12 protein-coding genes are annotated in these 14,188 nt (G+C 40.0%); 11 read left to right on the forward strand and 1 reads right to left on the reverse strand.

Annotation, left to right across the window (positions count from 1 at the left end; all coding sequences use genetic code 11):
* The first annotated feature begins 37 nt into the window (after nt 1–37).
* The 7 genes from groL to IEU90_RS04925 all read left to right on the forward strand — a co-directional run bounded on the left by groL (nt 38) and on the right by IEU90_RS04925 (nt 8,135).
* Nucleotides 38–1,666 (forward strand): chaperonin GroEL, encoded by a 1,629-nt coding sequence (groL, locus tag IEU90_RS04895; protein WP_153710054.1) that lies wholly within the window; start codon nt 38–40, stop codon nt 1,664–1,666.
* A 98-nt stretch (nt 1,667–1,764) separates the two neighbouring features.
* Entirely contained in the window at nt 1,765–2,253 is a 489-nt protein-coding gene (locus IEU90_RS04900) for a prolyl-tRNA synthetase associated domain-containing protein (protein ID WP_188357814.1), read from the forward strand.
* Nucleotides 2,254–2,334: 81 nt separating this feature from the next.
* A complete protein-coding gene (locus IEU90_RS04905; protein ID WP_153710056.1) occupies nt 2,335–3,942 on the forward strand; it encodes an APC family permease in 1,608 nt (535 codons plus the stop codon).
* Between the two features lie 88 nt (nt 3,943–4,030).
* Entirely contained in the window at nt 4,031–5,869 is a 1,839-nt protein-coding gene (kimA, locus tag IEU90_RS04910) for a potassium transporter KimA (RefSeq protein WP_153710057.1), read from the forward strand.
* A 27-nt stretch (nt 5,870–5,896) separates the two neighbouring features.
* Nucleotides 5,897–6,157 (forward strand): hypothetical protein, encoded by a 261-nt coding sequence (locus IEU90_RS04915; protein WP_153710058.1) that lies wholly within the window; start codon nt 5,897–5,899, stop codon nt 6,155–6,157.
* 198 nt (nt 6,158–6,355) lie between these two features.
* Complete coding sequence (locus IEU90_RS04920) at nt 6,356–6,766, forward strand: MarR family winged helix-turn-helix transcriptional regulator (RefSeq protein WP_229723595.1); 411 nt, start codon at nt 6,356–6,358, stop codon at nt 6,764–6,766.
* A complete protein-coding gene (locus IEU90_RS04925; RefSeq protein ID WP_153710060.1) occupies nt 6,759–8,135 on the forward strand; it encodes an MFS transporter in 1,377 nt (458 codons plus the stop codon). The genes IEU90_RS04920 and IEU90_RS04925 overlap by 8 nt, the downstream gene beginning before the upstream one ends.
* A gap of 57 nt (nt 8,136–8,192) precedes the next feature.
* Here the strand turns inward: IEU90_RS04925 and IEU90_RS04930 are convergent, their stop codons facing one another.
* Nucleotides 8,193–8,831, reverse strand: a complete 639-nt coding sequence (locus IEU90_RS04930) for a YigZ family protein (protein WP_153710061.1) — start codon at nt 8,829–8,831, stop codon at nt 8,193–8,195.
* A gap of 62 nt (nt 8,832–8,893) precedes the next feature.
* Between IEU90_RS04930 and IEU90_RS04935 the strand changes: the two genes are divergently transcribed.
* From IEU90_RS04935 to secA, 4 genes are all read left to right on the forward strand, one after another.
* Nucleotides 8,894–10,225, forward strand: coding sequence for an ATP-dependent helicase ComFA (locus IEU90_RS04935; RefSeq protein ID WP_153710062.1), 1,332 nt, complete (start codon nt 8,894–8,896; stop codon nt 10,223–10,225).
* Between the two features lie 160 nt (nt 10,226–10,385).
* A complete protein-coding gene (locus IEU90_RS04940) occupies nt 10,386–10,889 on the forward strand; it encodes a ComF family protein (RefSeq protein ID WP_225431291.1) in 504 nt (167 codons plus the stop codon).
* 131 nt (nt 10,890–11,020) lie between these two features.
* Nucleotides 11,021–11,569, forward strand: a complete 549-nt coding sequence (hpf, locus tag IEU90_RS04945) for a ribosome hibernation-promoting factor, HPF/YfiA family (RefSeq protein ID WP_153710064.1) — start codon at nt 11,021–11,023, stop codon at nt 11,567–11,569.
* A 221-nt stretch (nt 11,570–11,790) separates the two neighbouring features.
* Nucleotides 11,791–14,154: a preprotein translocase subunit SecA gene (secA, locus tag IEU90_RS04950; RefSeq protein ID WP_188357815.1), complete on the forward strand. Its 2,364-nt coding sequence runs from the start codon at nt 11,791–11,793 to the stop codon at nt 14,152–14,154.
* Nucleotides 14,155–14,188 lie beyond the last annotated feature (34 nt).

A 14,188-nucleotide genomic window follows, 5' to 3' on the forward strand; every position in this document is an offset into this window, starting at 1 on the left:
TTTTAAATAAATTGAATTTAATTTTGAGGTGACATAAATGGCAAAAGAAATTAAGTTTTCTGAAGACGCACGGAGCGCAATGCTCAGTGGTGTTGACAAATTAGCAGATACTGTTAAGACAACAATGGGTCCAAAGGGACGGAATGTTGTTTTGGAACAAAGCTATGGTACACCTACTATTACTAATGATGGTGTTACAATCGCTAAGAGCATTGAATTAGAAGACCACTTTGAAAATATGGGTGCAAAGCTTGTTTCCGAAGTTGCTTCAAAGACTAACGATATCGCTGGTGACGGTACTACTACTGCTACTGTTTTAACGCAAGCAATTGTAAATGCCGGAATGAAGAACGTTACATCAGGTGCAAACCCGGTTGGTATTCGTCGTGGTATTGACAAGGCTACTGAGACTGCTGTTGAAGCATTAAAGAAGATGTCTCATGATGTAAAGACTAAGGATGATATCGAACAAATCGCTTCTATTTCAGCTGCTAATCCCGAAGTTGGTAAGTTAATTGCTGATGCGATGGAAAAGGTTGGTAATGATGGTGTTATTACCATTGAAGACTCTCGTGGGGTTGATACCAGCGTTGACGTTGTTGAAGGAATGAGCTTTGATCGTGGTTACATGTCACAATACATGGTAACTGATAACGACAAGATGGAAGCAGACCTTGACAACCCATACATTTTGATCACTGACAAGAAGATCAGTAACATTCAAGATATTTTGCCATTGCTTCAATCAGTTGTTCAAGAAGGCCGTGCTCTCTTGATTATTGCTGATGACATTACTGGTGAAGCATTGCCAACACTTGTTTTGAACAAGATCCGTGGTACCTTTAATGTTGTTTCTGTTAAGGCTCCAGGCTTTGGTGACCGTCGTAAGGCCCAACTTCAAGACATTGCCGTATTAACAGGCGGTACTGTTATTTCTGATGACCTTGGTATGAGTCTTAAGGACGCTACTGTTGATCAATTAGGTCAAGCAAACAAGGTTACAGTTACTAAGGACGCTACCACAATTGTTGACGGTGCCGGCTCAAAGGAAGCTATCCAAGAACGGGTAGACCAAATTAAGCAAGAAATCGCTAAGTCTACTTCTGACTTTGACAAGGAAAAGCTCCAAGAACGTCTTGCAAAGCTTTCTGGTGGTGTTGCAGTTGTTAAGGTTGGTGCCGCAACTGAAACCGAATTAAAGGAAAAGAAGTACCGGATTGAAGATGCCTTAAACGCTACTCGTGCTGCCGTTCAAGAAGGATTTGTTCCTGGTGGTGGTACTGCCTTGATCAACGTTATTCCTGCTCTTGACAAGATTAACGCTGAAGGTGACGAATTAACTGGCATTAATATTGTTAAGGCTGCTCTTGAAGCTCCAGTTCGTCAAATCGCAGAAAACGCTGGTGTTGAAGGTTCAGTTATTGTTAATGAATTAAAGAACGAAAAAGAAGGCATTGGATACAACGCTGCAGACGGTAAGTTTGAAGACATGATTAAGGCTGGTATCGTTGACCCAACAATGGTTACACGGTCTGCTCTTCAAAATGCTGCTTCTGTATCAGCATTGCTTCTTACTACTGAAGCAGTTGTAGCTGACAAGCCAGATCCAAATGCTAATAACCAAGCCCCTGCAGCTCCACAAGGCGGCATGGGCGGCATGATGTAATTCATCTCAGCTGGTTAAATTTTAATTTTGTGGGCAGAAAGGTTCTAACGTTTGAACTCATTCAGATGTTAGAATCTTTTTTTATTTTAGGAGGAAAAATGAGCACACAGGCAACAACTATTTATACTTATTTGGATAATGAGGGAATCGATTATCAAACCATTAACCATCCGCCAGTTTATACAGCGAAAGAAGCTGATAAGTACGTGCAAAACTACCAATTTATTCGCACGAAAAACCTGTTCTTAAAAAATAAAACCGGGTACTATTTGGTGGCGCTGTTAGAAAATAAGCGTCTCGATATGAAAAAGTTAAAGCAGCGTTTGACAACTAGTCGTTTTTCGTTTGCCCGCCCAGAAGAATTAAAGGCTAAATTGCAAATTACTAGCGGGGCAGTTTCTCCATTCAACCTGATGAATGATGAAGAGCACCAGGTTACTTTTGTTGTTGACGCCGATATTCTTAGGCCTGGGCAGAAAATTGGCTGTCATCCAAATGATAATACCGCTACTGTAGTTCTTGCGGTAACAGATTTACTTCAAATAGTAAAGAAATATGGCAATCCGGTGAAAGTTATTGAACTATAAAACTAATCTAAAAATCTTAAATTGTGGTAAAGTAAATGAGTATTAATTTTTAATAAAACTATAATTGAAAGGAACTAAAAAATGGAAAAAATGAAATTCCAGAAGATAACGCTATTTTCTGGAGTAATGCTTGCTCTAAATTCCTTGATTGGTTCAGGATGGCTTTTTGGTGCAGGAACCGCTGCAAAGGTTGCGGGACCAGCAGCAATCATTTCATGGATCCTAGGAGCAATAATTATTATCAGCATCGCTCTTACTTATGTTGAATTAGGGGCAATGTTTCCAGAAAGCGGGGGGATGAGTCGTTACGCTCAGTATAGCCACGGTCCTTTATTAGGATTTGTTGCTGCGTGGGCGAATTGGATTTCATTAATAACTTTAGTCCCGATGGAAGCTGTGGCATCAGTCCAATACATGAGTTCTTGGCCGTGGACATGGGCAAATTGGACTCATCATTTTATGAAAAATGGTAATATCACGACACCAGGATTATTAGTGGTATTTATTTTTATGCTTGTGTTTACACTGATTAATTTTTGGTCAGTGAAGTTAATGACGCGTTTTACTAATTTAATTTCAATTTTTAAAGTCCTGTTGCCGACACTGACAGTTGCCATGCTAATCTTCGCTGGCTTTCATCCAGGAAATTTTGGTCATAGTGTAAATACATTTATGCCTTATGGTAGTCGTTCAATCTTTGAGGCAGCTGCTGTATCGGGAATTATCATGTCATATGATGCGTTTCAGACGATAATTAATATGGGAGGAGAAATGATTCATCCCCACAAAAATATCGTTCGCGGTGTTTTGATATCAATGATAATTACAGCAGTGATTTACGTTATGTTACAGGTTGCCTTTATTGGCGCAATTGATCCTAATTTGTTGGCACAAAAAGGATGGCACGGGATTAATTACACTTCACCGTTTGCAGATATTGCCATTCTGCTTGGGATGAACTGGTTAGCTATTTTATTATATATGGATGCCTTTGTGTCCCCATTTGGAACCGGAGTCGCCTTTGTTGCTACTGCATCTCGGGCACTAGCTGCAATGACCCACACCGGCCACTTGCCACAGTGGTTAGGGCGATTAGAACGGCGCTATATGATTCCTCGCTTTGCAATGGTTGTTGACTTAATTCTGGCGGTTATCATGGTGAGCTTGTTTAGAAATTGGAGCCTGCTAGCAACGGTAATTACTGGTTCGACATTAATTGCCTATCTTACTGGCCCCGTAACCGTTATTTCATTGCGTAAAATGGATGCCAATTTAAAACGGCCATTTCATCCCCAATTTATGACTTGGCTGGCCCCGTTCGCGTTTGTCTTGACGAGTCTTGCAATTTATTGGACAATGTGGCCAACTACCATTCAAGTGATTGGCGTAATTTTACTGGGATTGCCGATTTACCTCTATTATGAGATTAAATATCGTCACGCATCTGGGTTATGTGATCTTCGCAATAGCTACTGGATGCTTGCTTACCTTGTCTTTATTTCAATTATCTCTTTCATTGGAAGCGAAGGTTTTGGCGGTAGAGATTGGCTAAAGTATCCATGGGATTTTGTTGTAATTATTATTTTTTCGTTGGCCTTTTATCGCTGGGCAGTTGCAAGTCGAATGAAAAAAGTCGATCCGGTTGCGGAAAAAGTAAATGCCAAAGTAAAAATGCCAGAGAAAGACTAATAAACAGATTTGTAGGTTGCAAATTCAGTTAATAAATTGTAGTATTGTCACCTATTTAAAAAGTGTAAAAAATTAAAGGAGAAATAGTATGTGGCGCTATTTGAAACGTGTTTTAATCGGGAAACCGTTAAAGACCCTTGATGAAGGGCAGACACACTTAACCAAATTTAAGGCATTAGCAATGCTTTCATCTGACGCGATATCGTCAGTTGCATATGGGCCGGAACAAATTACGACTGTTCTGGTAACATTATCTGCAGCGGCAATTTGGTATTCGATTCCAATTGCGGCAATTGTGCTGATCCTCCTGTTAGCAATCACGTTATCATATCAGCAAATCATTCATGCTTATCCTAGTGGTGGAGGCGCCTATGTGGTTGCTACTCGTAACTGGGGAAGTAACGGGGGATTATTTGCTGGTGGTTCATTATTAGTTGATTATATGCTGACGGTTGCCGTTTCAACGACATCAGGAGTTGAAGCTATTACTTCAGCAATTCCAGCATTATACAAATTTTCGATTCCCCTTGGAATTATCATTGTCTTATTAATTATGTTTATGAACTTACGGGGAATGAGTGAGAGTGCAAACTTTTTAACTATTCCTGTTTACTTCTTCGTTATCATGATGATTATTATGGTAATTTGGGGTGGATACAATATTGTGACCGGTCATATTCATTATCGGGCAATTGTTGATTACGGTACCCCTGTTTCTGGAATGTCATTTGTCTTACTGATTCGGGCTTTTTCAGCGGGTTCTTCATCGTTGACTGGGGTTGAAGCAGTAAGTAATGCCGTTCCAAACTTTAATAAGCCAAAAGAGAAAAATGCGTCGACAACGTTAGCAATTATGAGTGCTATCTTAGCCTTCTTCTTTATCGCAGTTATCTTCTTTAGCTTTTATCTTGGTGTAGTACCAAACTCACGGACGACAATTCTCTCACAGATGGCTGCCCAGATTTTTGGTGGACATGGCTTAGGCTTTTATCTTTTACAGCTTTCAACAGCGATGATTTTAGCTGTGGCTGCTAATACTGGGTTCTCTGCTTTCCCAATTCTTGCTTTTAATATGGCGAAGGATAAGTACATGCCACATGCATTTATGGATCGGGGAGACCGGTTAGGCTACTCTAATGGAATTATTTCATTAGCCGTTGGGGCAATTATCCTAATCTTGATTTTCCATGGTCAAACTAATATGTTAATCCCATTATATGCTGTTGGGGTATTTGTTCCATTTACGTTGTCACAATCAGGAATGATTATCCATTGGTTCCGAGAACGGGAAGGATTCTGGCTAGGAAAAGCATTCATTAACTTAGTTGGAGCATTGATTTCCTTTGTTCTTGTTGTTTGCCTTTTTTGGCAGCACTTTGCAAATGTTTGGCCATACCTAATTATCATGCCGCTTCTTCTTTGGATGTTCCATGCTGTTCACCGTCACTATGTAAAGGTGGCTGCGCAGTTACGAGTGGCTGAAAAGACAAAAGTTCAATTGCACGATTATGATGGTGCAACGGTCATTGTGCTAGTTGGTAACGTGACGCGGGTAACGCGTGGTGCAATTAACTATGCACGGTCAATCGGTGATTATGTCATTGCAATGCACGTTTCCTTTGATGAGAATCCGGGGAAGGAACATAAGACGGCAAATGAATTTAAGGCAGAATATCCAGATGTCCGTTTCGTAGATATTCATTCTTCATATCGGTCAATTGCTAAACCAACATTACGGTTTGTGGATGTAATTGCTAAACGAGCCGAGGCAAGAAATTATTCTACCACTGTCCTCGTGCCGCAGTTTATCCCTAAGCACCCATGGCAGTTAGCATTGCATAACCAGACGAGTGTTCGTCTGCGCGCATTATTAAATTCCCGGGAAAATATTATTGTTGCCAGTTATAACTACCATCTTCAAGAATAGTGATTTGAAAGAGAAAGTACTGATTTAATGAATAAGAAACAGATTTTATGGGGATTTCTATTTGCAGCCGGCCTTTTCATGGCAGCAAGCTACTCTATTGATAATCGTGGCTTTCACTCTGGAATATATGGCATTATTGGCTGTATCTTTATCTTAGTTGCATATACAGGGATGAATTGGCAAAAACTGCAAGCGCATGACCAGCATACGAGGAAGATCTTATTGCTTTTAAGCAGTATTCTTGGAATTATCGTTATCCTTGATATTGCTGAGATAATATTGGCATAACTAAATAGAATAGAATCAACGTGGGGGCATGGCACTGTCCTCCACGAGTACAATTAGGCCTCTAAAGTTCGGTATTATCGGACTTCAGAGGCCATTTTTGTGGTTGGGACCTTACTTGGTATTGACCAGGGATTAGAAGTGCTTTACAATTTATGTTAGTCGACTAACAAGGCTGATAAGGAGCGAAAGAGTATGTTAATGGGACGCTTAATAAAGCAAGCTAACAATACGATAAATCAACGAATGAACGCATTTGCACAACAGTATAGATTAACGGGTACACAAATGTCAGTTATTAATTTTTTAGACCATTTCCCGGGAAATACTTGTGCTCAGCGGGAAATTGAAAGGGAATTTGACATCAAAAGATCGACAACTACTGTTCTGCTACAACGGATGGAGAAAAAAGGCCTAGTTACAAGACAAACTTCACCGACAAACCAGCAATCCAAGTTAGTTTCGTTAACCAGTAGCGGGGAAAAGCTGATCCCAATTGTAAATGATTATATTGAGCAAAGTGAAATACGTTTAATTGATGGTCTTGATGGAGACAGTATTAAGAAAATTAAGCAATTTTTACGGGAGGTTAGTGAGCGGTTAAATGGATGACGAAAAAATACCAACAAAAGTAGTTGCTGCGATTATTGCTACGGGGTTAATGTCATTTTGCGGGGTAATTGTTGAAACCGCGATGAATATTACATTTCCGATTTTGATGCGGGAGTTTGCGATTACAACCAATACAGTCCAGTGGATGACTTCAATATACTTGTTATTGGTGGCAATTATTGTACCGTTATCGGCAATCTTAAAAAGTTCAGTTAGAACAAAAACATTGTTTACGACTGCAAATCTTTTATTTATTACTGGGGTTGTTATTGATGCCTTTGCACCGACCTTTAGTCTGTTGCTATTGGGACGGGCAATTCAGGGAATTGGAACCGGAATTGCACTACCACTGATGTTTAATATTATTATGGAGCAGGTACCACAAAAGAAAGTTGGCCTTATGATGGGAATCGGTAACCTTATTACTGGGATTGCCCCTGCTATCGGACCAACATTTGGCGGAATTGTTGCCAGTCAGCTTAATTGGCGGTGGGTCTTTTATTTGTTACTCCCATTATTGTTCCTCTCGCTTATTTTAGGAGAATGGGGGGTTGTGCAAAAGTCAGTTATTAACCGACAGCGGGTGGACTTGTTTAGTATGCTAATGATTATTTGTTTATTCACCGGTTTGGTAACAGGATTTAGCAATCTTGGTAGTCAGAACTTTATTAGCATTAAGGTTGGTGGTGCGCTTTTAATTGGTGCATTAGGAATGATTGGCTTGAGCTGGCGTTCCCTCACGATTAGTCAGCCGATCTTACAATTACGGTTATTTACAAATCACTTATTTACTGGACATGTGATCGGCTTCTTCTTAACTCAGATAATTTCGCTTGGCTTTGCATTTTTATTGCCTAATTATATTCAATTAGTAAATGGAAATACAGCGATGGTTGCAGGACTGGTTGTTTTACCCGCTGGATTTGCTGGGGCAGTATTTGCACCATTAGGCGGGCAGATTTTAGATCGTTTCGGTGCTCGCCGGCCGATTATATTTGGAATCACCCTATGCTTAATATCATTGGTAATTTTTACCCTAATGGCTCGTCATTTGAGCAATATTGTTATTGCCTGTATATATATCCTTTATATGGCTGGCATGGGAATGTGTATGGGGAGTGTAATGACCAATGCATTAACGGTAATTGGAAAAGAAAATGTACCACAAGGAAACGCAATTTTAAATACGTTGCAACAGTTTGCTGGTGCAATTGGTACTTCCGTTGTCGCGATGATTGTTGCAAGCAGTCAGGCTAACTTGCATGTTAACCGTAATATTGCAACAGCGATAGGAACACAACATGCATTTATCCTATTAACCGTTTTCGCAATAATTGTTTGGGTAAGCTATTATCGATCAGTTAAATAATTAAAAATAAAAGGTTCATTAGAACTCAAGAGTAAATTGCTTGAGCGTAATGACCTTCTATTTTGTATATGGAATTTCATTAAAGCGGTGCGGTCCTTCGGTAATTTGTAATTGGTCATTAAAACGATCAGTCAGACTTTTCTTGACCATTGTTAGCTCGTCTTCGTTAACATAAATGCTGGTAACAACATTTACGCCATATTCTTCACCAGCTACTTCAAGTTGGTTTTCTTTTAAGTAGTATAAAAGGGGATCGTGCTGGGAATAAGATACTGTTATTTTGAGAGTTGCCTGTTTGACCCGTTGAATAAGGCCGGCTTGATGGATTGCTCCAGTAGTAGTGTTGCTATAAGCCCGAATTAGGCCGCCAGCACCGAGTTTAATCCCACCAAAATAGCGCGTAACGACTGCTACAACGTCATGAATTTTGGCTAGCTTAAGGGATTCGAGCATTGGTACACCAGCAGTACCGCTTGGCTCACCATTATCACTTTCGCGTTGAATTTGGTCATTATCACCGAGCATGTAGGCATAACAATTATGATTTGCCTTTTTATTTGCTGCTTGAACGCTAGCGATGATAGCTTGAGCGTCTTCTTCCGATGAGATACGAGCGATAGTACATATAAACCTAGATTTTTTGATTACCTGTTCATATGAAGTGTTTTTAGCAATTGTAAGGTATGGTTCTGTCATTTTAAACTTCCTTCATGTTATTTTGAATTTTTTACGTATATATAACTATAGGGAGGGATTAGATGGATTTAAGCGATTATTATGGCCGCCGTATTTTAGAACGTCGAGTAGGACAAGTGCCGGCTGGAGTACAGACGTTTCCTACTATTGAGATCGGGGCCAATACCATTAGATGTTACCGTTGCAATCATATAACACCTAAAATGAAGGCAGCGTTACCAGAGAATGAGTATTATTGTCCGCATTGTATTAACCTCGGCCGTGTTTCAACATTAACTAGATTTTATCATGTTCCAGAGCCAAATCAATTTAAGATAAACTATCCGGTTTTAACATGGAGCGGGAAACTATCGGCCTTACAACAAAGGGTTTCCGAAAAAGTTTGTCGAGGAATGACCGCCCATTTGCACCAGCTACTATGGGCGGTAACGGGAGCAGGTAAAACAGAAATGATGTTTGCGGGGATTGCAGCTGCTATTGAACGAGGTGAGCGGATTGGGATTGCGTCACCACGGGTAGATGTGTGCCTAGAATTATTTCCGCGGTTGAAAGCTGCTTTTGCTAATTGTGATATTGCCCTTTTGCATGGTCGTCAAGAATTGCCATATCATTATGCCCAGGTAACAGTTTGTACAACGCATCAATTGCTGAAGTTTTACCATGCGTTTGATAATTTAATTATTGATGAAGTTGATGCCTTTCCCTATGCGGCAAACGATGCATTACTATATGCAACAAGGCAATCATTAAAAGAAAATGGTGGTTGTCTTTACCTGACTGCAACGCCGGGTGATGTTTTATTGCGGGAGATTAAACGGCAGCGGCTTACAGTCAGCTACCTGCCTCTACGATACCATGGATACTTGTTGCCCCGAATAATTGTCAGGTTAATGTTTGAATGGCGTAAGTACTTGAAAAAGGATTGCCTTCCTCCTGCGGTTATTCGTCAATTGCAAAGGTCATTAGAAAGTCACCACCGCTTTTTGCTTTTTATTCCGCACGTCACCGATTTAAAAAGTGTTGAATTAGCAATTCGACATTCATTCGCGGAGCAACGGTTTGCAACTGTCCATGCTAATGATTCGGAAAGATTACTTAAAGTACAAAAAATGAGGGATGGTGAATATGATTTTTTGATTACAACTTCTATCCTTGAACGCGGCGTAACCTTCCCGGAAATTGATGTATATGTATTAGGGGCAGATGATCCGGTTTTTTCCTCATCTGCATTGGTCCAGATTGCTGGACGTGCCGGTCGAGCAAAAAGCCGCCCAGATGGAACCGTTATTTTTTGGGTTAATAGTAATAGTCACCGTGTCAAACAGGCGGTCCGCCAAGTAAATTACTTAAATAAAAAGGGACAAAAGTTGAAAAATGAGCTGTCTTTTGTGTAGTAGAGAAATACCGTATCAGATAACGCTGAAAGATATTTTTAGCTTTGACGAGATTCCCACACCTGTAATTTGTGATTCTTGTAAAAACACTTTTACTCATTGGGATAGTGATAATCAATGTAAGGGATGCGGTAATGGGAAAGCAGAAGGCCGGCCGCAGTTGTGTAAAGAATGCCAGCGTTGGCAACAACTCTATGGCTGGCATTTATGTCATCGCGGACTTTATCACTATAATGATGCGATGAAAAATTATATGCAGCGGTATAAATTTAATGGTGATTATCGTTTGCGGTTAGTATTTCAACGAGAATTTAGCAGGGTGGTTAACCAAAGCAAAGCAGATATTATTGTGCCGATCCCAGTAGCGACTGCAACAATGCAAACACGGGGCTTTAATCAGGTAGTTGGTCTATTGCGAGAAGTTCAGTATCAGACCGTTTTACAAGTTATCGTAGAAGATAAGGACACCCAATCCAGCAAAAGCAGAAAAGAGCGTTTAAAAACAGCACAACCATTTGGCTTGATTTCACCAGAAAAAGTTGTTAATAAAAGAGTGTTGTTGGTTGATGATGTTTACACGACCGGACGGACTTTGTACCATGCGGCAAGCCTCCTTAAGCAAGCGGGCAGCCAATGGATTGGTAGCGTTTCATTAGCACGTTAAATTCTTTTTAAGATATATTAATAAAGTTTGTTAATTAACAAGAACTAATCTATAATAAAGATAGGATATGAGAAGAGTGGTCCTTCTGATATCAGATCAAGCAGATGCTTGGCTGAAAGGAGAGAAGTACAATGTTAAAGTTCAATATTCGTGGTGAAAATGTCGAAGTTACTGAGTCAATTCGTGATTATGTGGTAAAACGAATCAGTAAGCTTCAAAAGTTCTTTGAAGATAGCGTTGAAGCTACCGCCCACGTGAACTTAAAAGTTTATCCAAACCGGACGTACAAAGTGGAAGTTACTATTCCGCTTCCATACTTAACGTTACGGGCAGAAGAGACTTCTAATGATATGTACGGAAGCATTGATTTAGTTACAGATAAGCTTGAACGGCAAATTCGGAAGTACAAGACAAAGGTTAACCGTAAGTCACGTGAAAAGGGCTTAAAGAACCTTGAATTTATTCCATCTGATAATGACAGTGCAGAAAGTCATGATGATGAATTAAAGATTGTACGGACAAAGCAAGTTTCATTGAAGCCAATGGATCCTGAAGAAGCTGTACTTCAAATGGATATGCTTGGACATGATTTCTTTATCTTCCAAGATGCTGAAACAAATGGCACAAGCATTGTTTACCGTCGTAACGATGGTCGCTATGGCTTAATTGAAGCGGAATAGTCAATGCCAAATACTTACTAGGAGCGCGGATGAGAAATCATTGGCGCTTTTTATATCGCAGAAAAGGACCGCTATCTTAATCTTAAACATTTATGCCAATAATTTTTATTTATGTGTTGAACGTGGTAAAATATTATGGTTAGAATAAAAAATATAATTGGCTTGAGTAGTACTTTTTTATTAATTTTGGACTTAAGCCAGAAAGTAGGAAGGACGCTTTTATGGCCAATATTCTAAAAAAATGGATTGAAAGCGATCGTCGAGAATTACGGCGAATTAATAAAATAGCAAATAAAGTAGAGAGTTATGCTAAACAGATATCTGAATTGACTGATGAGCAGCTTCAAGCAAAAACTGACGAATTTCGGGAACGTTATAAAAAGGGTGAATCCCTAGATCATATGTTGCCAGAAGCATTTGCAGTTTCTCGGGAAGGAGCCAAGCGGGTTCTTGGTTTATACCCATTCCACGTTCAAATTATGGGTGGGATTGTTCTTCACGAAGGTAACATTGCCGAAATGCGGACTGGTGAAGGTAAGACTTTAACCGCCACAATGCCGGTATATCTTAATGCCATTTCCGGTAAGGGTGTGCATGTTATTACGGTTAATGAATACTTATCTAAACGGGACGCTACCGAAATGGGACAGCTTTACAATTGGCTTGGTTGTTCTGTTGGTGTTAATAATTCTGAAATGAGTCCTGACCAAAAGCGGGAAGCATACAAAGCGGATATTATGTACTCGACCAACAGTGAGATTGGTTTTGACTACCTTCGTGATAATATGGCCGTTTATAAAGAGGACCAGGTTCAACGTGGTCTAAACTATGCCCTAGTTGATGAGGTGGATTCAATCTTGATTGATGAAGCACGGACACCATTGATCATTTCAGGACCCGGAACCGGAACTTCAAAATTGTATAAGCAAACGGATCGTTTTGTTAAGCAATTAAAGAAAGACGTTGATTATAAAGTCGATCTTGAATCAAAGACAGTTTCGTTAACTGATGAAGGAATTAAAAAGGCTGAGAAATACTTCAACTTAAGAAACCTTTATGATCCTGAAAATACAGCACTGACTCACCACTTAGATCAGGCTTTACGAGCCAACTACATTATGTTCTTGGATAAGGATTATGTTGTTCAAGATGGTGAAGTATTGATTGTTGATTCCTTTACTGGCCGGGTAATGGAAGGTCGGCGTTTCTCAGATGGTCTTCACCAGGCTATTGAAGCTAAGGAAGGCGTAGAGATTCAAGAAGAAAATAAGACAATGGCTAACATCACGTATCAGAACCTATTCCGGATGTACAACAAACTCTCGGGGATGACTGGTACTGCTAAGACTGAGCAAGAAGAATTCCGTGAAATTTACAACATGGAAACAATCACAATTCCAACAAACCGACCAGTTCAACGAAAAGATGAACCGGATTTACTTTACCCAACACTCCAAAGTAAGTTTGCAGCGGTTGTTGATCGGATTAAGAAGCTTCATGCCAAGGGGCAGCCAATCTTGGTCGGAACAGTTGCTGTTGAGACTTCTGAATATCTATCACACCTTTTAGATAAGGAAAACATTCCGCACGTTGTTTTAAATGCCAAGAACCACGCTAAAGAAGCTGAAATCGTTAAAAATGCCGGTCAAAAAGGTGCCGTAACTATCGCCACCAACATGGCTGGACGGGGAACCGATATTAAATTAGGCCCTGGTGTCCGTGAGATTGGCGGACTTGCAGTTATTGGGACTGAACGACATGAGTCACGACGGATTGATAATCAGCTTCGTGGACGTTCTGGACGTCAAGGGGATCCAGGTTTATCACAGTTCTACTTATCCCTAGAAGATGACTTGATGAAGCGATTCGGTGGTGACCGGATTAAGGCCTTCTTGGAACGAATGAAGGTTAATGATGACGACGCTGTTATTAAGAGTCGTTTCTTAACTCACCAGGTTGAATCAGCGCAAAAACGGGTTGAAGGTAACAACTATGACTCACGGAAAAACGTTTTGCAATATGATGATGTAATGCGTGAACAGCGTGAAATCATCTATAAAGAGCGTCAACAAATTATTACAGAAGATAAGTCATTGAAGTGGGTCTTGATGCCGATATTTAAGCGGACGATTCAGCGTGAAGTTGATCAACATACTCTTGGTGACAAAAAAGATTGGGACTTGCAAGGAATAGTTGACTTTGCTGAAGAAGTCTTAATCAAGCCGGATACTATTACTGTAAAGGACCTTGAAGGCAAATCACCTGCAGAAATGGTTGATTACTTGATGACATTTGCAGAAGGAGTCTATAAAGAAAAGCAAAAGCAGCTTTATGATCCAGCACAAATGCTTGAATTTGAAAAGGTTGTTATCTTACGGGTTGTTGACTCTCATTGGACTGATCACATTGATGTAATGGATCAATTCCGGCAATCTGTTGGGTTGCGGGGCTATGGACAATTAAATCCGTTGGTTGAATACCAGACAGCTGGATACCATATGTTTGAGCAGATGATTGCTGATATTGAATACGAGACAACACGGCTCTTCATGAAGTCTGAAATTCGACAAAATGTAACACGATAATTATTTAAATTACTACTAGGTACGGCAGTAAGGT

Origin of the sequence: Limosilactobacillus caviae (assembly GCF_014635905.1) — a bacterium.
In the GTDB taxonomy this organism is placed as follows: Bacteria; Bacillota; Bacilli; order Lactobacillales; family Lactobacillaceae; genus Limosilactobacillus; species Limosilactobacillus caviae.

Bases quoted from the DNA above. Each gene is read 5' to 3' on its own strand.
- groL (WP_153710054.1), top strand. From the start codon at position 38: ATGGCAAAAGAAATTAAGTTTTCTGAAGACGCACGGAGCGCAATGCTC.
- IEU90_RS04915 (WP_153710058.1), top strand. From the start codon at position 5,897: ATGAATAAGAAACAGATTTTATGGGGATTTCTATTTGCAGCCGGCCTT.
- kimA (WP_153710057.1), top strand. From the start codon at position 4,031: ATGTGGCGCTATTTGAAACGTGTTTTAATCGGGAAACCGTTAAAGACC.
- IEU90_RS04925 (WP_153710060.1), top strand. From the start codon at position 6,759: ATGGATGACGAAAAAATACCAACAAAAGTAGTTGCTGCGATTATTGCT.
- IEU90_RS04905 (WP_153710056.1), top strand. From the start codon at position 2,335: ATGGAAAAAATGAAATTCCAGAAGATAACGCTATTTTCTGGAGTAATG.
- hpf (WP_153710064.1), top strand. From the start codon at position 11,021: ATGTTAAAGTTCAATATTCGTGGTGAAAATGTCGAAGTTACTGAGTCA.
- IEU90_RS04930 (WP_153710061.1), bottom strand. From the start codon at position 8,831: ATGACAGAACCATACCTTACAATTGCTAAAAACACTTCATATGAACAG.
- IEU90_RS04920 (WP_229723595.1), top strand. From the start codon at position 6,356: ATGGGACGCTTAATAAAGCAAGCTAACAATACGATAAATCAACGAATG.
- secA (WP_188357815.1), top strand. From the start codon at position 11,791: ATGGCCAATATTCTAAAAAAATGGATTGAAAGCGATCGTCGAGAATTA.
- IEU90_RS04935 (WP_153710062.1), top strand. From the start codon at position 8,894: ATGGATTTAAGCGATTATTATGGCCGCCGTATTTTAGAACGTCGAGTA.
- IEU90_RS04900 (WP_188357814.1), top strand. From the start codon at position 1,765: ATGAGCACACAGGCAACAACTATTTATACTTATTTGGATAATGAGGGA.